We start from the raw sequence: 22,076 nt of genomic DNA on the forward strand, positions 1-22,076 counted from the left end.
GGGCATGGGCCAGGAAATCGACTTCCTCGGACGCTTCCACAACGCCACCAAGCGCGATTACGTGCAGCGGGTGGTCGAACACGACAAGGCGGAATGCGCCGCCATCGCCAAGCAATGGGGCTTTGACTATTGGGACGGCGACCGCAGTCACGGCTTCGGCGGCATGCGGTATGACGGCCGCTGGCTGCCACTGGCCGAGGACATGGTCAAGCATTACGGCCTGAAGGCGGGAGATAAAGTTCTCGACATCGGCTGTGGCAAGGCCTTCCTACTGTACGAGCTCACCCGCGCCTGCGCCGGGCTGGAGGTGGCCGGGCTGGATATCTCGCAATACGGCATCGACAATGCCAAGGAGGAGGTGCGTCCATTCCTCCATCAGGGCAACGCCACCAGCCTGCCTTGGCCCGATGCCAGCTTTGACTTGGTGATATCCATCAACACCTTCCATAACCTCCAGGTTCACGAGCTGGACCAAGCGTTGCGGGAGATGCAGCGGGTCAGCAAGGACAAGGCCTATCTGTGCGTCGAAAGTTATCGTAGCGAATGCGAGAAGGCCAATCTGCTGTACTGGCAGCTCACCTGTGAAAGCTTTCACCGGCCGGAAGGCTGGCGTTTCTTGTTCGACATGGCCGGATATACCGGCGATTGGGGATTTATCACCTTCGCATGAGCAAGCTTGTCATCCTCGGCGCCTCCAGCTCGGTGGGCCGCCACCTGTGGAACCACCTCGGCCCCGAGCGTGCCATCGGTACCTATCGCGCCAATCCGATTGCCGGCGGACGGCCCTTCGACTCGGTCACGCAACGCGCGACCGATATCCTTCGCCCTGGCGAGGCCAGTCATGCCGCCATCCTGCTGGCCGATCCACAGCCTGATTCCTGTATCAAGGACCCGGAGGCATCGCGGCGCCTCAATGTCACCGCCATGACCCGGCTGTGTCAGGACCTGTGGGCACTGGGCATTACCCCCATCTTCGCTTCCACCGAATTCGTGTTCGATGGTGCCGGGGGTGAGTATACCGAGGAGGATGAGGCCCGGCCGATCCTGCTCTACGGACGGCAGAAGAAGGAAGTGGAGGATTTCCTGGCCTGCTCCGGTCGACCCCATGTCATCCTGCGCTTCGCCAAGGTGTATGGCGACCGCCCCGGCGATGGCACCATCTTCACCGTCTGGGCCGCCCAATTGCTGTCCGGAACCCGGACCATGCGCTGCGCCTCCGACCAGGCATTTTCACCGGTATTCGTCGGTGATGTCGGCGATGCCATCGTCCGGGCGGCGGAACGGAACCTGGCCGGCCTGTTCCACCTGTCGGGCAATCATCGCTTCAATCGGCTGGAATTGCTGGAGATGACGATAGCGGCCATCCGCCGTCGCCGGCCGCTGGATCTTGAGATCCAGCCCTGCTCCATCGACGACTTTAACCTGCCCGAACCCCGTCCCAAGGATGTGTCCATGCGCTCGGACAAGCTGGCGGCGGCGGCCGGCCTGGTATTTGCCGATACCGAAGCCAAGGTCGATCGCATCGTGGCGGACACGCTGGGATGAAATTGAAGCCACTGCTATTCCTGGCTGTGATCTGGGGGGGGCTGTTCGCCTTGGTCGAGGCCGGCAGTTGGATGGTGTTGAAGGTGGCCAATGCCCGTCACCCAAGCGACAATCCCCTGGTTACCGAGTATCTGGCCCGCGGCCATCCCCTGTTCGTCGACAATGAGGATTTGCGGATTCAAAGTCAGGAATTCTTCTATCACCCTTTCCTCGGCTATGAGCAGGCGCGCAACCACGTCACCATCAGACCCAGCCCGGAATACACCGGACATATCGGCGTAGATGCGGCGGGATTTGTCCATACCGGTGATCCTGAACGTAATCCCAAGCGACTGGCCGAGCCGAAGGGGCGTTCTTACCGCGTGGTTTTCCTTGGTGGTTCGACCATGTTCGGACTAGGGTCGTCCCGCAACCAAACCACCATTCCCGCCTATTTTGAGGCCCTGCTGCATCAGGCTTGGCCGGGAGTGGAGTTCCTGGTTCTGAATGCCGGGGTCCAGGGCTATCAGAGCACCCAGGAGCGGGTCGCCTACGAGCTTTACCTGGACGGGCTGGAGCCCGACCTGGTGATCGCCCTGGATGGCACCAACGACGCCATGTTCCCAGCCGATCTAGCGGTGTGGAAGCCCTATTTCAGCACCACCTCGCTGGTGGATAATGCCCGCTTCGTCAGCCTGCACAAACCCTCGGTCAATCTGGCCAGCACCATCCAGGCCCTGATTACGTTTCCCGAACCTCTGGCCTCGCTGGCCCTGTTGCGTCGGGTGATCAGCCGTCTACCGGGAGGGCCGCAACCACGCCACGACCAGCCCGGCATCTATCATCCAGAAGCGGCGGTTCAACTGCACGGCAATCTCAAATCATTAGCCCGTCAATTGACGAGCGACCACCGCCTGGGTCTGTTCGTACTTCAGCCCTATCTTGGCCATGCTAAGCCCAACCTGACCGAAGGCGAACGCGCCATCGTCGACGGCTATGGCGGTCGGATCGAAGTCTTCAACCGTCACTTCTCAGATTTTGCAGCCCTGTACCATGATCTTGATCAACACTTCTCCGGCTCAGGACTACTATTCATCGATCTGCGAACAGTATTTTCCGACACACCGAATCTGATCTATCACAGTCTTGCCCATTATAATGATACCGGCAATAAAATGCTTGCCGATGTCATGTTCACCCGAGTCCAGGCAGATATGGCGGCGGATCTCGGGACAAAAGGATTGCTGCCATGACCGCTTGGCTCAAGGGCTGGCGGTTGATCGCCGGCATGCTCCTGCTGGCCTTCGTTTTGGAGGCGGGATCATGGGCAGCGCTTCGGTTCTGGTTCATGCTGCGCCCCACCGACAATCCTAGAGTTGTCGAATACATGCGGCGCGGCCATCCGCTTCTGACCGACAACGAGGATCTTCGTGCCGCTGAAATCGGCATCCAGCTCGATGGTTATCTTGGGTATCGCCTGCTCCCCAGCTACGTCTCACCACGTGTCAACCGGCAGTATGTCAGCATTATCGAAACCGATGCGGCCGGCTTCGTGCATAACGGTGACCGTGATGCCAACCCCCGCCTTCTGGCTGATCCGAAGGCAAAAATCTATCGGATACTGGTTCTCGGCTGTTCAGCGGTGTATGGCGCAGCCAATACTACCAATGCCGCCACCTTGCCGGCACGGCTGGAGGCACGGCTGAAAGCGCGTTGGCCGCAGGTTCCGTTTCAGGTTATTAATGCTGGAGTCCTCGGCTATCAATCAACACAAGAACGCCTGTCCTATGAACTCTATCTCCGCGAGCTGAAGCCGAGCGCGGCGATCGATGTCACCGGCAATTGCGACGCCAAATACAGCGCCCAATTGCCGGTCTTCATCCCCCATTGGTCGGCGAGCCTGCCTCTGACCAGTGAGAGCTATCTTGATTATTTCCGCCCTGAACCATCGGCTCGTATCTTTGTATCTAATCTGATCCAGTTCCCCGAGCCCCTCTACAGCCTAGCCGTCCTCCACCGAATCATTGCTCGTTTTGGCGGCGGCACTACTTATACCACCGCCACCGCTTATTATTACCATCCCGAGGCGGCGCAGCAGTTCACACGCAACATGGAAGGACTGTCGCGGGATTTCATCGCCGACGACGTGCTTGGCCTGTTTGCCCTGCAGCCCCATCTCGGTGGCAAGAAAGCCGAACTGGGCTCCCGTGAGCGCGAGGTCTTGGCCGAAAATAAGGAGTGGGCCGATGCTCTCCAGCGGCATCAACTCGATCTGGCCGGCGCGTTCCAGACCCTGGCGAAGCGCCATGCCGGGCAACGCCTGCGCTTCATCGACTTCTCCGATGCCTTCGATGGCGTGAACGAACAGACCTTCGAAACCTTCACCCATCCCAACGATCTTGGCAGCGATCTACTGGCCCAGAGGATTGAGGAGCGATTCGGGGCGGCACTGCAGACGGACCTGATCGCCAGGGGCTGGTTGCGCCCATGAGCGGGTTCGTCGCCCTGATTATGGCAGCCTCCAGCCTGGGCTGGGGGGCTTTGGCGCTGCGTCTGGCAGGGGGCTTTGGTGGTCTGGCATGGCGCGAACGGATGGCATGGTCATTCGGACTCGGCATGGGCGTGCTGGGATGGCTTGGCTTTTTCGCCGCCCTGTCCGGTCATCCCGATCCGATATTCTTCACCCTGATCGTCGCGGCCGGCCTGCCGGGACTGTATTGGCTGCACCAGTCCGATATATCGCCGGAACCTTTCACCCTCTGGACTTGGATGATGCTGGCCCTCGGCACCGTCGTGCTGGCGGGCGACCTGATCGAGGGGCTGGCTCCGCCGACCGATGCCGACAGTCTGGCCTATCACTTCGCCATTCCACGCCGGATTTTGCAGGATCACCATCTGATCTTCGTGCCGCGTGCCGCCGATGGCGCCATACCGCTACTGCAACAGATGACCTATCTTGCCGCCCTGGCCCTGGGGGGTGAGCAGGCCATGACACTGTGGTGCGGCCTGTCCGGCTGGGCGGCCGTTCTGTTGACCTATGCCACCGCGCGCCGGCACCTGTCACGCGACTGGTCCTTAACCGCCGCGCTGGCCGTGGCCACCCTGCCTGCCTTCCTTTATGGTGCCGGATCAGGACAGGTGGAGACGCGGATGGCCACCTTCGTCACCATCGCCGTCATCGCCGTCATGGATTGTCGTCGGCAGGGTGGATTGGGACTGGCGGTAATTGCCGGATTGGCTGTCGGCTTTTCCATGGCCAGCAAGTATCCTGGCCTGCTGGTGGCCTTGCTGTGCGGCCTGGCCCTGCTCGCCCAGCGTGGCGGATTGGTCCGGGCAAGTGTCCTGACCGTGGTCGCCTGCACCGCAGGATTGCAGTGGTATGCCTGGAACTGGTGGAATATCGGCGATCCCGTTTTTCCCATGCTCTACGGCATCATTCCCTATCCCGCCGACGCCCCTTGGAATGCCCTCCAGAATGCCGCCTTCAAGGAATGGGCCACCGAAGTGGAATCCCCGATGTCTCGGGGAATATTGGATATCCTGGTCTATCCGCTACGGGTGACCTTCCTGCCTCCCGCTGCATTGGATTCCGGACGGACCGGCCTGGGCGTGTTGCCGATACTACTGCTGCCCTTCGCCATGGCCGGGGCCTGGAGGAACCGGAACCATTCTATCGTCCGCAACTGGCTAGTCGCTGCCTTCATCTGTTTGGGATTCTACCTGCTGTGGTCGGTGTTCGGAGCATCGCAAAGAATTCGGCACTATCTGCCGTTCATGCCACTGGTCATCGTCGGCTTGCTGGCCGCCGCCCTCCAAACCAAGAGTCGCCTTCCCCTGATGGTGGCGGTGGCAGCCACCTTGCTGCTGCAATCGGTCGCACAGCTTATGTTTGTTCGCAATGCCGCCGCTCATATCCTATCCCGGGAATCCAGGATGGAATATCTGGAACGCAATGTCGGCCTCGCCTTCGCCGTCACCTGGGCCAATGCAAATCTGCCGGACACGGCCAAGATCATGATTAATGCCCGACAATGGCTCTACCTGCTGGATCGGCCAACATTGTTCGTGACCAAGGTACAAGCTGCGGAGGTCGAAGTTCGACCCGACAATGCCGACGTTTCCATCTTCTGGCGGCAGATGCGGAGGCATGAAATCACCCACGCCATCTTGCCCAATGCCGATCTCTCCTTGCGCACCTCCGACCAAGATCCTCTCTACCTCCTGATGGCCGGTGTGGTCGCCACCGGCTGCGGCCGGATCGTCGAGACTCTGACCGGTCCCGACGCGGTGATAAGCCGGACCATGGGAAACCGCGGTGACCGCATGGTTCATGTGCCGGTAGTCGAGCTGGTTCCCACCGGCTGCCCACTGGAGTGACCCCCGCCAAGATGGACAAAATCGCCCGGTTGGGGCACTCTCCCGCCACCCCCTGCCACTCCATGGTGCGACCCGCCCCTTAGCAAGGATAGCCGATGCCCGCTTCCGCCTCTTTCGTTGCGCTGAACGATCCGGAGACCTGCTGGAAGGATCTCAACGCCAAGTCGACCGGCTATTTCGCCAAGCGTCAGCAGATCTGCCTGACCCGCGACGTGGTTGAGGAGATCAAGCGCTCCGCCCTGGAAACCGGCGTCAATTGCCGGCTGTCGCTGCACACCTCGCCGGAAGAAGAATTCCACGAGATGATCATCTTCCAGCACCGCGACCAGTATTACCGGCCAAAGAAGCATATCCGCCCAAAATCATTCCATATGATCGAAGGCGAGATGGCGGTATTCGTGTTCAATGATGACGGGAGCGTGATCGATGCCCAGATCGTCAATACAACCACCAACCTGATCTACCGGGTCGGGGCCAACCTTTTCCATACCGACGTGCCGCTGACTCCTTATGTAGTGCACCATGAAAGCACCTTGGGGCCATTTCTCGGTAAGTCTGATCACACCTTCGCCCCCTTCTCGCCGCCCGCCGACGACAAGGAGGCCTATCTCAAGTTCCGCGACGGGCTGTTGAAGCTGGTCGGACGCTGATATTCAGGAGTTCCATGGCATGAAGAAGGCATTGGTCATCGGCGGCGGCTTCGCCGGCCTCAGCGCCGCCCATCTGCTGTCACTACAGGGCGGTTGGGACATCACCATCGTGGAGAACGGTCCCTGGCTGGGTGGCGGCTGCAAGACCCTGTGGTATGGCGGCCACCCCTATACCTTCGGGCCACGCCACTTCCTGACCCAGAATGTGCCGGTATTCGACTATCTGAACAAGTATTGTCCACTGCGCCGCTGTAACGATCACGTCTTCCTGACCTATGTGGAGAAGGACGCCCAGTTCTATAACTACCCCATCCACATCGACGACGTCGCCCGCATGCCGGAAAAGACGCAGATCGAGACGGAACTGGCCGAGGCCAAGCAGATCAACGGCGCCGGCGCCGCCAAGGATTTCGAGGAATACTGGCTGGCCTCCATCGGCCGCACCCTCTATGATAAATTCGTCAACACCTACTCCAAGAAGATGTGGATGTTGGATGACAACAAGGTAATGGATGACTTCTCGTGGTCGCCCAAGGGCGTTGCCCTGAAGACCGGCCCGCGTCAGGCCTGGGATACCGCCATTTCCGCCTATCCCATTGCTCCCAACGGCTATGACGGCTATTTCGACATCGCCTCCACCGCCGATAACGTCACGGTGCTGCGGACCGATATCGAAAAATACGATCTGCCCAACAAGACGGTGGTGATCGACGGCGAGAGGCGGACCTATGACGCCATCGTCAATACCGCCTCTCCCGACGTAGTGATGTACAACGAGTTCGGCGAGTTGCCCTATATCGGCCGCGACTTCATCAAGTTCGTGCTGCCCATCGCGCACGCTTTTCCCAAGGACGTCTACTTCCTGTACTACGCCAGCAACGAGCCCTTTACCCGGCTGGTGGAGTACAAGCAGTTCACCCGTGTCAATTACGACTCCGATTCCACCATCATCGGCATGGAAATCCCGTCCAAGAATGGACGCTATTACCCGGTGCCGCTGAAGTCCGAATATGAACGCGCCCAGAAGTATTTCGACGCCATGGGCGAGAACGTGTTCTCCATCGGCCGAGCCGGCAGCTATCAGTACCGCGTCGACGTGGATGATTGCATCGCCCAGGCCATGGACGCGGTTGCCAAGCTGAAATAACCCAACCTCCCGGTCCCCTGATCACGAGAAGACAGACATGAGCCATATTCTCAAGAAATTCCCCAAGGACCCACCTGGTCCGGTTGTCACCAAGGCCGAGGGCGTCTACCTCCACACCGATGATGGGCGCAAGCTGCTGGACACCACCGGCGGCTGGACCTCGTGCGCGGCGCTTGGCTACTCGCACCCGGTGGTGCTGGAGGCCATGCGTGAGCAGATGTCCAAGTTCACCCATGTGGACTACAACATCTTCACCAATCCCATGCTGGAAGAACTGGCCGAGTTGCTGCTCTCCCAGGCGCCCAAGGGCATGAACCGGGTCTACTTCGCCGGCAATGGCGGTTCGGAGGCCATGGAAGGGGCGCTGAAGCTGAGCTACCAGCTCCATTACGACGCCGGTAAGCGCGACAAGCAGTGGTATATCGGCCGCGACCAGTCGTTCTACGGCTCGACCATGCATTGCGCCGTGGTGTCCGAGTTGCCGGTGCTGAAGATGTACGAGCCGCTGCTGCCGATCCAGCGGGCGCTGGTGCCACAGCACAACCCCTACCTCAACATGCTGCCGGGCGAGAGCCTGGACGACTACGCCCGCCGCGGCGCCAAGGACCTGGAAGACAAGATCCTCGAGATCGGCGCCCACAGGGTTGCCGGCTTCGTCGGTGAAACCCAGTTGGGCTCGCTGGTTGGCGACGTACCGGCCGCGCCCGGTTACTGGAAGTATATCCGCGAGGTCTGCGACCGCCACGACGTCCATCTCATCCTGGACGAAATCTATTGCGGCCTGGGCCGCAGCGGCAAGATCTACAACATCTCCAATGACGACGTGACGCCCGACTTCATCGTCATCGGCAAGAATCTGGGGGCCGGCCATGCCCCCATCAGCGCGGTGATCACCGACAATCGCCTGGAATCGGTGGTGTTGGGGCCGCACGGTTCGGGTCGCCTCAACCAGGGGCACACCCACCAAGGCTATTCCCTGGGTGCGGCGGCGGCGCTGGCGGTGCAGAAGATCGTTCACAGCCCGGAGATGCTCGCCCATATCAACAGCCTGGGCGCCCATATGCGCGGCCGGCTGGAAAGTGAGCTGGGCAACCATCCGTTCTTCCGCAACGTGCGTGGTCGCGGCCTGCTGTTCTCGATCGAGTACGATTGCAAGGACAAGAATGTGTTCGGCCTGACCTTGGCGAAAAACCTGAATGAGAAGCACTGCGTGCTGATCAATTCCAAGTGGCACCGGGTGTCGTTCACCCCGGCCTATATCCTGAGCCGCGAGCAGGCCGATTTCGTCCTGGACGGCTTTGTCGCCGAATTCAAGGCCATCGCCGAAACCTGGCCTCGGGATTAGCATTGCCTTCCTCTCCCCTGGCCAGACCGGGGGAGAGGAAATTTCCGAATCGGATCAGATGTCGTCCTGGGCCATCATCATCTTGACGCCCTCGGCCAGCGACACCTTCGGCTCCCAGCCGAGATGCGCCTTGATCTTATCGACCTTGCCCAGGATGGCCGGCGGCTCGGGGCGCGGGTCGATGAACTGAATCTCACCACCGATCAACTGACACAGTTCCAGCAGCGTATGCTGTCTGCCGGTGGCGACGTTGTAGGCTTCGCCTGAACGGTCGCTTTCCGCGCCCAGGATAAAGGCATTGATCACGTCGCTGATATAGGTGAAATCGCGAGTCTGCATGCCATCGCCCGTGACCGTCAGGGGCTGGCCGGCCCGGCTGCGACGAATGAAGAAGGCGATGGGACCACTGCCGCCACGCGGGCCATAGCCGTTGAACACCCGGAAGCTAAGGGTGGGAACCTTGAAGAACCACGACCAGTGCTGACACACCTCTTCGCCCAGCCACTTGGACAGGGCATAGGGATTGTCGGGATTGATGGGGTGATCCTCGCCGGTCGGCGGCGTGGCGACGCCGTAGACCGCCGCCGAGGATGGGTTGATCACCTTCTTGTAGCCATGATGGCGGGCAGCTTCCAGTACCCGGATCATGGTGCCGACATTGGCCTCCAGGAACGGCTCCGGCGTCTTCATGGACTGCATGTGGTTGGGATTGCCGGCACAGTGAAAAGCGTAGTCGATACCGGCAAAGAACGTATCCTCGGCCGGAATGTCCATCAGATTGCGCTCGACCTCCTCCAGATTGGCGTGAGAGCGTACCGCCGCTAGGCCACGGGCGAAATTGGCGCCGGGCAGGTCGAGAGCACGAACGTGGTGGCCCTTGGCCAGCAGACCCTCAACGAGATGACTGCCGAGAAAACCAGCGGCGCCGGTGACAAGCGAAACGGGAGAGGACATGATTTCTCCTTGCACGGAACATCGGACTTGGGTAGCCCATCCTGGGCTGGGCGGTCAATAATCCTGGCGAATCGATCTCAGGCAGGGCAACCCGCAGCCAAGCCCATGCCGCCGACATTGGCGCCATCACGGTTGATGGCATAACGGAAGAAGGTTCGCTCCCACACGATGACCTCGCCCCGCCGGGTCATGCCGGCATTCTCCATCACCCGCATGGAAGCGATGTTCTCGGGACGGGCGATGGCGATGATGGTTTCGAAGTTCTTTTGCGAAAATCCCCATTCTAGGGTGGCCCTGACCATCTCGGTCGCCAGGCCACGTCCCCAGAACGGACGATCGAGCAGATAGCCGCACTCGACCTCACCCAGAGGGTCCAGGAAGTCCAGACCGCAATGGCCAATGGCGGTCCCGCTGGCCTTATCTTCCACGCACCAGAAGCCGTAACCCTGGCTCTGCCACTTAGCGGCCTTGCGCTCCACCGATATGCGAGCGACATCGGGGGTCTTGGGGCCATTCATATGTTCCATAACCACCGGGTCTGCATAGATACGCTGAAACTCCGGAATATCGGCGTCCTGGAATGCGCGCAAAATCAGACGTGCTGTCTCGATCATCATTGGTCTTCCTTAAGCCCCGCCGCCCGCCACACCTCGGAGCCAGGCCGGGGAATTTCGGCGTTGCTCAGGCCGGCGATGGCGGCGCGGCCCATGGCGATGACCGCCTCCTCGGCGCTGCCGCCGATATGGGGGGTGGCCAGCAGATTGGGCAGGGCGAGAAACTCGCGGTCGGCGGGCGGTTCGCCGGCGAAGACGTCGAGGCCGGCGCCCGCCAGCCGGCCGTCCGTCAGCATGGCCTTCAGCGCCGCCTCGTCCACCAGCCCGCCACGGGCGCAATTGATCAGGATGGCGTCGGGACGCATCAGGGCGAGGCGCCCGGCCGACAGGATATTGGCGGTCGAGGCGTCCAGCGGCAGGTGCAGCGTCACCACGTCGGCGCGGCGCAGCAGGTCGTCGAGGCCGACCGCCTCGATGCCGTGGGCGGCGTAGAAATCGGGAAAATCCAGCAGGTCATGGGCCAGGACGCGGCAGCCGAACGCTTTGAGCAGCGGCGTCAGGTCCTTGCCGATATGGCCGCAGCCGACGATGCCGACAACGCGGTCCGACAGGTGGCGGCCCTGCAACTGGCGCCAGCCGCCGGCCCGGACCTCCAGATTGCCCTTGGGGACGTGGCGCAGCAGGGCGATGGCCATGGAGATGACCAGTTCCGAGACCGAGCGACGGTTGACGCCGCCGGTCCAGCCCAGCCGGACGCCGTGCCGGCGCATGGCGCCGAGGTCGAGCATGTCGAGGCCAACGCCGTACTTGCCGATCACCCTGAGTTCGGGCAGGGCGGCGAACACGCTTTCGTCCAGCCGCTCCAGGGCGGTGACGGCGCCGTCATGGCCCCTGAGGAAGGCGATCAGCTCGTCCCCCGCCAGGCTCTTGCCGGCGTCATTGAAGGTGGCGCCGGGAAAGCGCTCCAGCAATTCGGCGCGCAGCACCGGATGCCTGGAGAACGAGCGTGACGCCACAGCGATCCTCATGACAGCATCTCCTCGATGACCGCCGGCAATTGGGCGAGGCTGGAAATCAGCCGGTCGGCGCCGAGGTCGGCCGGAGCCATGCGGGCATAGCCCCAATCCACCGCCACCACCGGCAGGCCGGCATTCCGCGCCGCCCGTACGTCGGTGATGGAATCGCCCACATAGAGCGCCGGTCGGCCCTCGGCCCCCATGCGGCGGATGGTTTCCAGGATGTGCTCGCCATCGGGCTTGCGGCGGGGAAAGTCGCCGCCCAGCACGGCGGCGAAATGCCTGGACAGGTCCAGCGCCTCCAGCACGATCTCGGTCATGCGGTGCGGCTTGTTGGTGCAGATGCCCAGCAGGTCGCCCCTGGCCCGCAGGCCCTCCAGCAGCTCCGCCACCCCGTCATAGACCAGGGTGTGACCGGCGGGGCAGGCGCGGTAATGGGCGAGATAGCGTTCCACCAGCGGCCCGACCCGGTCGGGCGCGGCGGCGGTTCCGGTGGCGGCCCAGGCGCGCTCGATCAGGGCGGTGGCGCCCTCGCCCACCAGATCCTGCACCTGCGGCAGGCTCAGTTGCGGCCGCCCCTCCTCGGCCAGCAGCAGGTTGATCGCGGCGCGCACGTCGGGGGCGCTGTCGATCAGGGTGCCGTCCAGGTCGAAGACGATGGCGCGGCCGCTCACCTCAGTACGTGCCCCACAGCGGATCGGCCCGCATGTGGGCCTCGACGGTGGCGGCGTCGGCCGGGCTGTCCACCGAGAAGTAGTTGACCGCCGGATAGGGGGCGAGGCGCTGGAACCAGCCATTGTCGGGAATGCGGTTGGAATCGCAGGATTCCTTCTGCTCCAGCGGCGATTCCGGCGTCTCGGTGAACCAGCGCAGCGCCTCCCAGCGGAAGGCGAAGATGCCGCCGACCCGGCGGGCCTCCAGCCCGGCCGAGAAGGTCTTGGCATAGGGAATCGGGCTGCGCGAGGTGTAGAGCACGTTGCCCTTCAGATCGTGGGCGATCTTCACGATATCGGGATTGCGCCACATCTCCTCGTCGGTGATGTGAACCCCCAGCATGGTGCCGCGCACCCCGGCATCGGCCTTGAACGGATCGATCACCGCCCGGATCATGTCGGGATGCAGCATGGGCTCGTCGCCCTGGACGCAGGCGACAATGTCGTCATCGGCCAGTTCGATGCCGCATTTGCCGGCGGCCTCGGCGACCCGGTCCAGCGCCCTGGTATGGGTGTCCCTGGTCCAGATCACCGGCCAACCCCTGGACTCGGCGAAATCCCGGATCTCGGCATCGCAGGTGCAGATGGCCAGGGCATCCCAGCGGTCGAACATGCGGGCGCGCAGGAAGCAATGTTCCAGCATGGGGCGGCCGCACAGGGGAAACAGCGGCTTGCCGGGAAAGCGGCTGGCCGCCATGCGGGCGGGAACGAGTCCAATGATTCGGGTCATGGCTATCCCTTCGACATCCCAGGAACGGTCGGTCTTAGCATCCCGTCCAGCCGGTTGTCGAGTTGGGATGGCATGGCGCAAACGGCGAATCAGGTGACATTTCGGGATTTTCCCGCTAGTGTGCGCGCCGCCCGCGACAAGGCGGGATCGCCCATCCGCGCAATGTGACCCGAAACAGGTGGCCGTGACCCAGACCATAGTGCCGTCACTCCGGGGCAAGCGGGTCTTGGTAACCGGGACCGCCTCCGGCATCGGGGCCGCCATCGCCCGCGCCTTCGGCCGCCAGGGCTGTCTGGTCGGCCTGCATTACCGGGGCGAACCCGACCGCATCCACCCGGTACGGGCCGATATCGAAGCCGCCGGCGGCCGGACGATCCTGCTGTCCGCTGACCTGGGCGAGCCCGCCCAGGTCAGCCGCATGGGCCAGGATTTCCTGGCGGCGGCCGGCGGCATCGACGTGCTGGTCAACAATGCCGGCGGAGTCGAGGATTACGTGGATTTCCTCGACATGACCGAGGAATCCTGGACCAGGACCATGGCGGTCAACGCCCAGGCGCCGCTGTGGCTGATCCGCGCCGTCTGGCCGTCCATGACGGCGGCGAAGGCCGGGCGGATCATCAACATCAGTTCGGCGGCGGTGGGCTATGGCGGCAGCGCCAGGGGCATCCACTACGTCGCCGCCAAGGCGGCGCTGGAGACCATGAGCAAGACCCTGGCCAAGGATGGCGCCCGCCACAACATCCTGGTCAACGTGGTCCGCCCCGGACTGACCGACACCGGCATGCACCGCAAGGTCGCCGGCTATACCGACGAGCAATACGCGAAGCGGGCGGCGCTGGTGCCGCTGGGCCGCGCCGGCCGGCCGGAGGAGGTCGCCGCCATGGTGCTTCATCTGGCCTCGGCCGATGGCGGCTTCATCACCGGCCAGATCATCGCCGTCTCGGGAGGAGATTGACGTGACCGCCCCCATCGTGCGTTCCCAGGTCGATAACTCAAGGATGGAGCTGGCCCGCGCCGTGTTGCGGGTGCGGTTGTCGCAGATGCTGATCAACGAACGTCTCAAGGCCAAGGCGTTCAAGGTTCCGGTCCACCTCGCCCTCGGACACGAAGCCATCGCGGTGGCGGTCTCGGCCGCCATGGCCGATGGCGACAGCCTGTACCTGACACACCGCAACATCCACTACAACATCGCCCGCGCCGCCTCGCTGGCCGCCGAGGTGGCCGAATTGCGGCTGGACCCCGCCGGGCTGGCCGGCGGCGCCCTGGGATCGATGAACATGAACAATCCGGCCCGGGGCATCGCCTATACCTCGTCCATCCTGGGCAACAGCCTGTGCGTCGCCGCCGGCGCCGCCCTGGCCGAAACCGTGCTGGATTCCGGGGCGGTGCCCTTCGTGATCACCGGCGACGGCGCCCTGGAAGAAGGCGTGTTCTACGAATCCCTGGAACTCGCCGCCAGCGTCGCTGCCCCGATGGTGGTGGTGGCCGAGAACAACGGCTGGTCACTGGCCACCCGAATCGAGGAGCGGCGCTGTCCCATCCGGCTGGACCGTCTGGCCGCCGCCTTCGATCTGCCCTACCGCCGCCTTGCCGGCAACGACGTCGCCGCCTATGCCGCCGAACTGGCCGGGTTGCGGCGTCTCTCCCAGGAAAAGCGCCGGCCGGTGGTGGTCGAGGCCGAGGTCTCCACCCTGGGCGACTGGCTGATGCCGCATCCGGACTTCCCCGGCGGCAAGCATATCAACTACCACCACGGCGCCGCCCCCGAGGTCAGCCCATCGGACTGGCCGGTGATCCGCGAGGACGATGGCGACCCGGTGTTCGCGCTCGGCCACCGCTTCGACCCCGACTGGCTGAGAAGCCAGGCCCGCGACCTGCTGGCCGCCTTGGAAGGAGAGCTGGCATGACCTATATCGGCCACCTCAACGCCCTGATCCGGGCCAAGGTCTCCGCCACCCCCCGGCTGGTGGCCTATGGCCAGAACATCACCGCCGGCTCGTGCCTGTCGGGCCTGACCCGCGGCCTGGAACCCGGCCCCGGCGGACGGGTGATCAACACCCCCAACGTGGAAAACACCCTAGTCGGCGCCGGATTCGGCATGGCGCTGCGCGGCGTCGATTCCATCTATTTCATGAAGCAGCAGGATTTCCTGCTGCTGGGCCTGGACCATCTGGTCAACACCTGGAACATCGTCCGCCGGATGGAACCCAGGGCCTCGTTCACCGTGGTCGCCATCATCGTCGATTCAGGATTTGAAGGACCGCAATCCAGCCTGAATAACTTCAACGATTTCTGCTCCATGTCCCACATGCCCGGCTACGCCATCAGCAATGCCAGGGATGCCGAACTGGTGATCGGCCGCCATCTGGTGGCGCCCGGCTGCCGCATGATCGGACTCAGCCAGCGTCTGTTCGGCACCCCGGAACTGGCCGCCGACCTGACGGCCGAAACCGATGCGGACGGGGACATCCTCAGATACGCCGACGGCCCGGCGGCGACTATCGTCGCCTGCAATCTGGCGTTTCCCCAGGCCCTGGCCGCCTGGCGTCATTTCCACGACGAGGGATTGGCCGCCTCGCTGTTCTCGGTGCCGGCCATGCTGCCGCGATCCTGGGATTTCATCCTTGCCGACGTGGCGCGCAGCGGCCATCTGGTGGTGATCGACGATTCCAAGAGCGAGAACCGCAACAGTGACAGGTTGATGCTGGAAGCCTATAAGTCCATGAGAAGTGTTCGCATTACAAGTCTAAGCCGCGATTTCGACCCGGCCATGCTGTCGCCCAATCGTGACGCGCTGGACGTGGACCCCGCCGCCCTGGTGGCATGGCGGCGGCAAGCGCCCTGAACGGAAGGACAAGCCCATGAGCTATCCCGTCGTCCTCGTCAACGTATCGCGCAACACCAACGCCATCTCGTTCCCCATGGGACTGAGCGTGGTGGCCAATGCCCTGCTGCACCACGACATCACGCCGCAGATCATCGACCTCATTCCGGTGGCGCCGGACCGGCGCATCGACTATTTCCTGCGCTCGCTTCCCACCGAGCCGGCCATTTACGGCTTCAGCATGATGATCGGCAACTTCCATCTGGACCACGCCGAGCAATACGCCCGCCTGATCAAGGAAAGAAGTCCCGACAGCATCATCGTCTATGGCGGCTCGCTGCCGTCGTCGGTGCCGGAGATGCTGGTGGAGAACTGCGCCTGCGACTTCGTCATCCACGGCGAGGGCGAGGTGGTGTTTCCCGCCTTCGTCAAGGCCCTGCGCGACGGCCGGCGCCATCCCGAAAGTCCCGGCATCTTCTACCGCAAGGACGGCAAGGTGGTGGGAACCAAGGCCAAGCGCATGCGCCGGCTCGACCACCTGTCGCGTCAGAACTATTCGCTGTTCGACATGGATTTCTACACCGGCTACTTCAAGGAAGTGGGGCTGGGCTGGGAAATCATGGCGTCGCGCGGCTGCAAGGCCCATTGCTCGTTCTGCTACAAGTTCATGGGCGACGGCATCGGGCTGCGCGAGCCCGGCGAGGTGCTGGACGAAATTCAGCACATCATGGACAATTACGGCATGAAGAAGTTCTACTTCGTTGATGAGAACTTCATGCAGGTCAAGAAATACTTCTTCTCATTCCTTGAAGAGAAGACCAAACGCGGCCTTGAATTCGAGTTCATCGCCTCGTCGCGCATCGACGAGATCGACGAGGAGCGGGTCGGCATCGCCAAGCAACACGGCCTGCTGGCGCTGACCACCGGCGTCGAATCGGTCAATCAGGCGACCTTGAACGCCATCGACAAGCGTATCGACGTCGCCGACGCCGAGCGGGCGATCGCCCTGCTGCGTCGCCACGGCGTCCGCCCCCACGTCAACCTGATCATGGGATTCGAGTGGGAAACCGAGGACGATTACAAGGCGATGCTCGATTTCATCGAACGCAACGGCCTCAAGGGCACCGTCAAGCTGTCCTATCTGACGCCGCTGCCCGCCACCCGGCTTTACGACGACGCCAAGAGCCGCGACAAGCTGGGCAAGCCCGAGTTCGAGTATGTCCGCACCCTGGGGAACCTCTATTGGGAGCTGATGGTCAACATGACCACGATGCCCGACGAGCTGCTGAAGCGCTATTACGCGCTGATCTCGGATGTGGGCAAGGAAACCCGCGCCTTGCCGGTGACCCCGGCCTACCGCCAGAATCTGAACGAGGATCTGGTCATGTACAAGACCATTTCCGCCACCACCCCTGTGGCGACCATGGGAGCCTGATGTGAACGAGAACCATGTGCGGCGCCCCGTCACCGTAACCGGCGAGGACTGGTTCGAGGTCGCCCGGACCCTGGATATTTCGGACGAGACGGTGGTCCGGGACTTCCTTGCCGACAACCCCGCCTTCGGCGCCGATCTGGTGATTCCCAAGCGCGTCACCATCGAGACCATCTTCGGCTGCAACGCCCGCTGCGGCATGTGCGTCATCGACCAGCCCACCGAACGGATCAAGGGGGTCATGCCCATGGCCCAGTTCACCGGCATCATCGACAAGCTGGCCCCCTATCGCGACCGGATCGAGATGATGGATTTCTTCGCCCTGGGCGAACCGCTGATCGATTCGCTGCTGTTCGACCGCATCCGCTACGCCAAGGCCAGGGGATTCCGCCGGCTGGCCTTCGCCACCAACGCGCACCTCCTGACCAAGGCCAAGCGCAAGGCCCTGCTGGAGAGCGGCATCGACACCGTCATCTTCAGCATCGACGGCATCACCAAGGCCACCCACGAATCCATTCGCGAGCGGGTCAATTTCGACAAGGTGATGGAGAACGTCCAGGCGGTGATCCGCGAGCGCGACGCCGGCGACTTCAAGACCCGCTTCGTGGTGCGCTTCGTCCGCCAGGCCCGGAACCGCCATGAATGGGACGAATACAAGGCATTCTGGTCAAGCCGGATCTCGCCCGGGCGCAACGACGTGGTCACCTCCTACGACATGCACACCTGGGGCGGCCAGGTCGCCAACAAGGACGAGGTCATCGGCGGCGACCAGCAGCGCGACGAGGAGATCGAACGCCTGCCCTGCCACCATGTGTTCGACAAGCTGACCATCCTGGCCGACGGCTCGATCCCGCTGTGCTCGGAAGACATCCTGGAACCGGCCTACGGATTTGGCCTGATCGGCGACCAGGACCCCATCCAGGCCTTCAACTCGGCCCGCCTGCGGGCCATGCGCCGCCTTCATCTCGCCGGACGGAAAACGCTGTTGAAAGGATGCAGCGAATGTACTCTTCTCTACAGCGAACCGAGGCGCGGCAGCGACTGACCCTTTCCATCCCACAGAGAGACCGGATTTCATGAAGGAACGCATCCTTATCACCGGCATCACCGGCTTCGTCGGCTCGCATCTGGCCGATTACGTGCTCGGCCTGGGCGACAAGTACCAGGTGATCGGAACCAAGCGCTGGCACCTGTCGCGCATGGACAATATCCGGCACCTGCTGGATCGCGTCACCATGCTGGATTGCGACCTGACCGATTCGATCTCGACCCGCGAGATGCTGAACGTCGCCAGGCCCGACCGCATCTTCCACTGCGCCGCCGAAAGCTTCGTCAGCCCATCTTGGAAGAACCCGCAGCGCTACATGGCGATGAACTACAACGCCACGGTCAACATCCTGGACTGGCTGCACCAGAACAAGTCGAACGCCCCGTTCCACATTCCCGGCTCGGGCGAGGAATACGGCGAGATCGACGAATCCGAACTGCCCATCACCCCGGAATCGGTGCTGCGCCCGGTCAACCCCTACGCGGTGACCAAGATCGCCCAGGATCTGATCGGCTTCGTCTACAACCGCTCCTACGGCGTCAACGTCATCCGCACCCGCGCCTTCAACCATGAAGGCCCGCGCCGCGACAAGGTGTTCGGGATTCCGTGGTACGCCTATCAGATCGCCATGGTCGAAGCCGGCAGGATGGAGCCGCTGCTCAAGGTCGGCCATATCGACGACCGCCGCAACTTCACCCATGTCCGCGACATGGTCGAGGCCTACTGGCTGGCCAGCACCAAGTGCACGCCGGGCGAGCTGTATCTGGTGGGGTCCGAGGCCCCCGAAACCATCTATACCTTCCGCCAGGCGCTGGAGATGCTGATCGGCATGTCCACCGTCAAGGGCATCCGCCACGAGACCGACCCCCAATATGTCCGCCCGACCCAGGTGCCGCGCCTGATCGCCGACACCCAAAAGTTCCGCGACGCCACCGGCTGGGAACCGAAGATTCCGTTCCAGACCATCCTGACCGAGACGCTTGAGTACTGGCGCGAGCGCGTCCGTCTCGGCACCGCCTGAGGAAGACCAGACGATGACACCGCCCCGCATCGACGGCATCAAGGGAAACTGGATCGACGGCGTCACGGTGACGCCGCTGCGCCGCATCTGCGACGAGCGCGGCAAGATCATGCACCTGATGAAGAAGACCGACCCGCACTTCACCGAGTTCGGCGAGGTCTACATCTCGTCCGGCTATCCCGGCATCGTCAAGGCCTGGCATATCCACAAGGAAATGACCCTGAACAACACCTGCATCGTCGGCATGATGAAGCTGGTGCTGTTCGACGGCCGCGACGGCTCGCCCACCAAGGGCAACCTGATGGAGTGCTTCATCGGCGAGGACAATTACGTCCAGGTGAAGATTCCGCACGGCATCAGCAATGGCTACAAGGCCTACGGCGACAAGCTGGCCATGCTGGTCAATTGCGCCTCCATGCCCCATGACCCCAATGAACTGATCTACATCGACCCGTTCAACAACGACATTCCCTACAACTGGGATGTGAAGCACGGCTGATGTCCACAGGGGTGGAGCGGCCGCGCCAGGCAGTCATTCTCGCGGGGGGTCAGGGGACGCGGTTGCGCCCCCTGACCGACCATACGCCCAAGCCGATGATTCCCTTCCACGGCCGGCCGTTCGCCGATTATCTGGTGGAGATGCTGACGCGGCAGGGCTTCACCCGCATCCTGTTCCTGCTGGGCTATCTGCCCGACAAGGTCATGGATCATTTCGGCGACGGCTCGCGATTCGGCATCGCCATCGACTACGCCGTCTCGCCGGTGGACGACGAGACCGGCACCCGCCTGCGCCGGGTCCGCGACCGCCTCGACGACGTCTTCGTCCTGCTCTATTGCGACAATTACTGGCCGATGCCGTTCGAGACCATGTGGCGGCGTTACCTGGACCACGATGTGGCGGCGATGGTCACCGTCTATCGCAATCGCGACGGCTATACCCGCGACAATCTGCGGGTGGATTCGGACGGATTGCTGGCGGTCTACGACAAGTCGCGCGCCGCCCCCGGTCTGGCCGGGGTCGACATCGGCTTCTTCATCCTGCGGCGCGAGGTCATCGACCTCATTCCCGAGGACGGCAACCCGTCTTTCGAGAAGACGGTCTATCCGGTTCTGGTGGAGCGCCGCCAGTTGGCGGCTTTCCAGACCGATCACCGCTATTACAGTGTCGGCAGCCATGAACGCCTGCCCCTGACCGAAGCCTTCCTGGCGCGGGTTCCAACGGTGTTGCTGGACCGCGACGGCACCTTGAACGTCCGCATGCCCCAGGCGCGGTATGTCTGCTCGTGGACGGACTGGCGCTGGCTGCCCGGCGCCCTTGACGCCTTGGCGGCGCTGAACCGGGCCGGCTATCGGGTGATCCTGATCACCAACCAGCCCGGTCTGGCGCGCGGCGCCCTCGACCCGGCGACGCTGGACGACATCCATGCCCGCATGATGGCCGAGACCGAGGCGGCGGGCGGGCGCATCGACGCCATCTATTTCTGCCCGCACAATTGGGATGACGGCTGCGATTGCCGCAAGCCTCGCCCCGGCATGCTGTTTCAGGCCCAGCGCGACTTCCACCTTGACCTGTCGCGGGTGACGTTTATAGGTGACGATGACCGCGATGGCGAAGCGGCCCAGGCTGCCGGCGCGCCATTCCTTCAGGTCACCGATTCGTATTCCCTGCTCGACGCCGTCCACGACCTGCTGCGCGCCGATCACCCAAGCCCGGTAGCCGGATAATGCCGAGACAGAGCAATTCCCCCCGAATCGTCATGACCGCCGTGCCGTTGCGCCTGTCCTTCGCCGGCGGCGGCACCGACATCGCCGATTTCTATCTCAAGGAAGGCGGGGCGGTGCTGTCGACCACCATCGACAAGTTCGTCTACGTCACCGTCAAATCCCACGGCGAACTCTACCGCGAACCGTATCGCCTGAACTATTACAATGCCGAGCACGCCCAGGATCTGGACAGCATCAAGAACGACATCATGCGCGAATGCCTGCGGCTGGTGCCGGTGGAACCGCCGCTCTACGTCAGCACCGTGGCCGACGTCCCGTCGTCATCGGGGCTGGGGTCGTCCAGCTCGTTCGCGGTGGGGCTGCTGCACGCGCTGCACGTCATGCGCGGCGACCGCGTATCGCTGGGACGGCTGGCCGAGGAGGCCTGCCACATCGAGATCAACGTGCTGAAGCAGCCTATCGGCAAGCAGGACCAGTATGCCGCCGCCTTTGGCGGCCTCAACTGCATGCGCTTCGAGACCGATGGCCGGGTGGTGCTGGAGCCGCAGACCATCTCGGCGGACAAGATCCGTATCCTGTTCGACCACCTGATGCTGTTCTGGACCAACACCACCCGCTCGGCCAGCGAGATTTTGACCCGGCAACGCCAGGCCATCGACGACCGCATGGCCAATCTGCGTTCGATCAAGGCCCATTGCGAGCAGGTCCGCCATCTCCTCAACGGCGATTTCGACCCGGCGGCGCTGGGCGGCGTGCTGGATGAGACCTGGCGTCAGAAGCGCGGCATCACCGAAGCCATCAGCAATTCGCAGATCGACCAGTGGTACGAGATCGCCATGGCGGCCGGGGCCACCGGCGGCAAGATCGCCGGAGCCGGCGGCGGCGGCTTCCTGCTGCTGATCGTTCCGCCCGACCGCCAGCCGGCGGTGGCCGAGGCGCTGAAGGAACTGGACCGCCTGCCGATCCGCTACGAAGCCTCCGGCACCCGCGTCCTTATCCCCCTGGGGCACTGATCC

General features: G+C 63.0%; 22 protein-coding genes. 17 read left to right on the top strand and 5 right to left on the bottom strand.

The window, feature by feature from the left end:
- Positions 1 to 4: 4 nt before the first annotated feature.
- From MTBSS4_RS03515 to MTBSS4_RS03550, 8 genes are all read left to right on the top strand, one after another.
- Positions 5 to 670, top strand: a complete 666-nt coding sequence (locus MTBSS4_RS03515; protein WP_173982013.1) for a class I SAM-dependent methyltransferase — start codon at positions 5 to 7, stop codon at positions 668 to 670.
- Positions 667 to 1,545: a sugar nucleotide-binding protein gene (locus tag MTBSS4_RS03520; RefSeq protein WP_173982014.1), complete on the top strand. Its 879-nt coding sequence runs from the start codon at positions 667 to 669 to the stop codon at positions 1,543 to 1,545. Before MTBSS4_RS03515 ends, MTBSS4_RS03520 begins: the two co-directional genes overlap by 4 nt.
- Positions 1,542 to 2,777 carry an SGNH/GDSL hydrolase family protein gene (locus tag MTBSS4_RS03525; protein ID WP_173982015.1) on the top strand — a complete coding sequence of 412 codons (1,236 nt, stop codon included), beginning with the start codon at positions 1,542 to 1,544 and terminating at the stop codon, positions 2,775 to 2,777. Before MTBSS4_RS03520 ends, MTBSS4_RS03525 begins: the two co-directional genes overlap by 4 nt.
- The gene (locus MTBSS4_RS03530; protein WP_173982016.1) at positions 2,774 to 4,015 is read left to right on the top strand and encodes a hypothetical protein; all 1,242 of its coding nucleotides are present in this window, start codon (positions 2,774 to 2,776) and stop codon (positions 4,013 to 4,015) included. The genes MTBSS4_RS03525 and MTBSS4_RS03530 overlap by 4 nt, the downstream gene beginning before the upstream one ends.
- Positions 4,012 to 5,901, top strand: a complete 1,890-nt coding sequence (locus tag MTBSS4_RS03535) for a glycosyltransferase family 39 protein (RefSeq protein WP_173982017.1) — start codon at positions 4,012 to 4,014, stop codon at positions 5,899 to 5,901. Before MTBSS4_RS03530 ends, MTBSS4_RS03535 begins: the two co-directional genes overlap by 4 nt.
- Positions 5,902 to 5,996: 95 nt before the next feature.
- Positions 5,997 to 6,551 carry a WbuC family cupin fold metalloprotein gene (locus MTBSS4_RS03540; protein ID WP_173982018.1) on the top strand — a complete coding sequence of 185 codons (555 nt, stop codon included), beginning with the start codon at positions 5,997 to 5,999 and terminating at the stop codon, positions 6,549 to 6,551.
- A gap of 19 nt (positions 6,552 to 6,570) precedes the next feature.
- Positions 6,571 to 7,698 (top strand): FAD-dependent oxidoreductase, encoded by a 1,128-nt coding sequence (locus tag MTBSS4_RS03545; protein ID WP_173982019.1) that lies wholly within the window; start codon positions 6,571 to 6,573, stop codon positions 7,696 to 7,698.
- A 37-nt stretch (positions 7,699 to 7,735) separates the two neighbouring features.
- Positions 7,736 to 9,043, top strand: a complete 1,308-nt coding sequence (locus tag MTBSS4_RS03550; protein ID WP_173982020.1) for an aspartate aminotransferase family protein — start codon at positions 7,736 to 7,738, stop codon at positions 9,041 to 9,043.
- Positions 9,044 to 9,097: 54 nt separating this feature from the next.
- Here MTBSS4_RS03550 and MTBSS4_RS03555 read toward each other — a convergent pair whose 3' ends face one another.
- The 5 genes from MTBSS4_RS03555 to MTBSS4_RS03575 form a co-directional block, all read right to left on the bottom strand.
- Complete coding sequence (locus MTBSS4_RS03555) at positions 9,098 to 9,997, bottom strand: NAD-dependent epimerase/dehydratase family protein (RefSeq protein WP_173982021.1); 900 nt, start codon at positions 9,995 to 9,997, stop codon at positions 9,098 to 9,100.
- A 77-nt stretch (positions 9,998 to 10,074) separates the two neighbouring features.
- Positions 10,075 to 10,614 (bottom strand): GNAT family N-acetyltransferase, encoded by a 540-nt coding sequence (locus tag MTBSS4_RS03560; protein ID WP_173982022.1) that lies wholly within the window; start codon positions 10,612 to 10,614, stop codon positions 10,075 to 10,077.
- Positions 10,611 to 11,579, bottom strand: coding sequence for a phosphoglycerate dehydrogenase (locus MTBSS4_RS03565; protein WP_173982023.1), 969 nt, complete (start codon positions 11,577 to 11,579; stop codon positions 10,611 to 10,613). The genes MTBSS4_RS03560 and MTBSS4_RS03565 overlap by 4 nt, the downstream gene beginning before the upstream one ends.
- Positions 11,576 to 12,241: a phosphoglycolate phosphatase gene (gph, locus tag MTBSS4_RS03570; protein ID WP_173982024.1), complete on the bottom strand. Its 666-nt coding sequence runs from the start codon at positions 12,239 to 12,241 to the stop codon at positions 11,576 to 11,578. Before gph ends, MTBSS4_RS03565 begins: the two co-directional genes overlap by 4 nt.
- Position 12,242: 1 nt before the next feature.
- Positions 12,243 to 13,010 carry a 3-deoxy-manno-octulosonate cytidylyltransferase gene (locus MTBSS4_RS03575; RefSeq protein WP_173982025.1) on the bottom strand — a complete coding sequence of 256 codons (768 nt, stop codon included), beginning with the start codon at positions 13,008 to 13,010 and terminating at the stop codon, positions 12,243 to 12,245.
- Positions 13,011 to 13,194: 184 nt separating this feature from the next.
- Between MTBSS4_RS03575 and MTBSS4_RS03580 the strand changes: the two genes are divergently transcribed.
- The 9 genes from MTBSS4_RS03580 to MTBSS4_RS03620 are packed head-to-tail and all read left to right on the top strand — an operon-like array spanning position 13,195 to position 22,073.
- On the top strand, positions 13,195 to 13,965 hold the full coding sequence (locus tag MTBSS4_RS03580) for an SDR family NAD(P)-dependent oxidoreductase (protein WP_173982026.1): 771 nt from the start codon (positions 13,195 to 13,197) through the stop codon (positions 13,963 to 13,965).
- Between the two features lies 1 nt (position 13,966).
- Entirely contained in the window at positions 13,967 to 14,917 is a 951-nt protein-coding gene (locus MTBSS4_RS03585) for a thiamine pyrophosphate-dependent enzyme (protein WP_173982027.1), read from the top strand.
- Positions 14,914 to 15,855, top strand: coding sequence for a hypothetical protein (locus MTBSS4_RS03590; RefSeq protein WP_173982028.1), 942 nt, complete (start codon positions 14,914 to 14,916; stop codon positions 15,853 to 15,855). Before MTBSS4_RS03585 ends, MTBSS4_RS03590 begins: the two co-directional genes overlap by 4 nt.
- A gap of 16 nt (positions 15,856 to 15,871) precedes the next feature.
- Complete coding sequence (locus MTBSS4_RS03595; RefSeq protein ID WP_173982029.1) at positions 15,872 to 17,269, top strand: radical SAM protein; 1,398 nt, start codon at positions 15,872 to 15,874, stop codon at positions 17,267 to 17,269.
- A gap of 1 nt (position 17,270) precedes the next feature.
- Positions 17,271 to 18,311 carry a radical SAM/SPASM domain-containing protein gene (locus MTBSS4_RS03600; protein WP_173982030.1) on the top strand — a complete coding sequence of 347 codons (1,041 nt, stop codon included), beginning with the start codon at positions 17,271 to 17,273 and terminating at the stop codon, positions 18,309 to 18,311.
- 31 nt (positions 18,312 to 18,342) lie between these two features.
- A complete protein-coding gene (locus MTBSS4_RS03605; RefSeq protein ID WP_173982031.1) occupies positions 18,343 to 19,335 on the top strand; it encodes a GDP-mannose 4,6-dehydratase in 993 nt (330 codons plus the stop codon).
- Between the two features lie 13 nt (positions 19,336 to 19,348).
- Positions 19,349 to 19,834, top strand: a complete 486-nt coding sequence (locus tag MTBSS4_RS03610) for a dTDP-4-dehydrorhamnose 3,5-epimerase family protein (RefSeq protein WP_173982032.1) — start codon at positions 19,349 to 19,351, stop codon at positions 19,832 to 19,834.
- Positions 19,834 to 21,060: an HAD-IIIA family hydrolase gene (locus MTBSS4_RS03615; protein ID WP_173982033.1), complete on the top strand. Its 1,227-nt coding sequence runs from the start codon at positions 19,834 to 19,836 to the stop codon at positions 21,058 to 21,060. The genes MTBSS4_RS03610 and MTBSS4_RS03615 overlap by 1 nt, the downstream gene beginning before the upstream one ends.
- A complete protein-coding gene (locus tag MTBSS4_RS03620) occupies positions 21,060 to 22,073 on the top strand; it encodes a GHMP kinase (RefSeq protein WP_173982034.1) in 1,014 nt (337 codons plus the stop codon). Before MTBSS4_RS03615 ends, MTBSS4_RS03620 begins: the two co-directional genes overlap by 1 nt.
- Positions 22,074 to 22,076: the final 3 nt, after the last annotated feature.

The sequence above is a fragment of the Magnetospirillum sp. SS-4 genome (genome assembly GCF_902729425.1).
Taxonomy (GTDB): domain Bacteria; phylum Pseudomonadota; class Alphaproteobacteria; order Rhodospirillales; family Magnetospirillaceae; genus Phaeospirillum.

Bases quoted from the DNA above. Each gene is read 5' to 3' on its own strand.
- MTBSS4_RS03530 (WP_173982016.1), top strand. From the start codon at position 2,774: ATGACCGCTTGGCTCAAGGGCTGGCGGTTGATCGCCGGCATGCTCCTG.
- MTBSS4_RS03610 (WP_173982032.1), top strand. From the start codon at position 19,349: ATGACACCGCCCCGCATCGACGGCATCAAGGGAAACTGGATCGACGGC.
- MTBSS4_RS03595 (WP_173982029.1), top strand. From the start codon at position 15,872: ATGAGCTATCCCGTCGTCCTCGTCAACGTATCGCGCAACACCAACGCC.
- MTBSS4_RS03540 (WP_173982018.1), top strand. From the start codon at position 5,997: ATGCCCGCTTCCGCCTCTTTCGTTGCGCTGAACGATCCGGAGACCTGC.
- MTBSS4_RS03590 (WP_173982028.1), top strand. From the start codon at position 14,914: ATGACCTATATCGGCCACCTCAACGCCCTGATCCGGGCCAAGGTCTCC.
- MTBSS4_RS03575 (WP_173982025.1), bottom strand. From the start codon at position 13,010: ATGACCCGAATCATTGGACTCGTTCCCGCCCGCATGGCGGCCAGCCGC.
- MTBSS4_RS03515 (WP_173982013.1), top strand. From the start codon at position 5: ATGGGCCAGGAAATCGACTTCCTCGGACGCTTCCACAACGCCACCAAG.
- MTBSS4_RS03550 (WP_173982020.1), top strand. From the start codon at position 7,736: ATGAGCCATATTCTCAAGAAATTCCCCAAGGACCCACCTGGTCCGGTT.
- MTBSS4_RS03525 (WP_173982015.1), top strand. From the start codon at position 1,542: ATGAAATTGAAGCCACTGCTATTCCTGGCTGTGATCTGGGGGGGGCTG.
- MTBSS4_RS03615 (WP_173982033.1), top strand. From the start codon at position 19,834: ATGTCCACAGGGGTGGAGCGGCCGCGCCAGGCAGTCATTCTCGCGGGG.
- MTBSS4_RS03555 (WP_173982021.1), bottom strand. From the start codon at position 9,997: ATGTCCTCTCCCGTTTCGCTTGTCACCGGCGCCGCTGGTTTTCTCGGC.
- MTBSS4_RS03565 (WP_173982023.1), bottom strand. From the start codon at position 11,579: ATGAGGATCGCTGTGGCGTCACGCTCGTTCTCCAGGCATCCGGTGCTG.
- MTBSS4_RS03520 (WP_173982014.1), top strand. From the start codon at position 667: ATGAGCAAGCTTGTCATCCTCGGCGCCTCCAGCTCGGTGGGCCGCCAC.
- MTBSS4_RS03605 (WP_173982031.1), top strand. From the start codon at position 18,343: ATGAAGGAACGCATCCTTATCACCGGCATCACCGGCTTCGTCGGCTCG.
- MTBSS4_RS03620 (WP_173982034.1), top strand. From the start codon at position 21,060: ATGCCGAGACAGAGCAATTCCCCCCGAATCGTCATGACCGCCGTGCCG.
- MTBSS4_RS03535 (WP_173982017.1), top strand. From the start codon at position 4,012: ATGAGCGGGTTCGTCGCCCTGATTATGGCAGCCTCCAGCCTGGGCTGG.
- MTBSS4_RS03560 (WP_173982022.1), bottom strand. From the start codon at position 10,614: ATGATGATCGAGACAGCACGTCTGATTTTGCGCGCATTCCAGGACGCC.
- MTBSS4_RS03545 (WP_173982019.1), top strand. From the start codon at position 6,571: ATGAAGAAGGCATTGGTCATCGGCGGCGGCTTCGCCGGCCTCAGCGCC.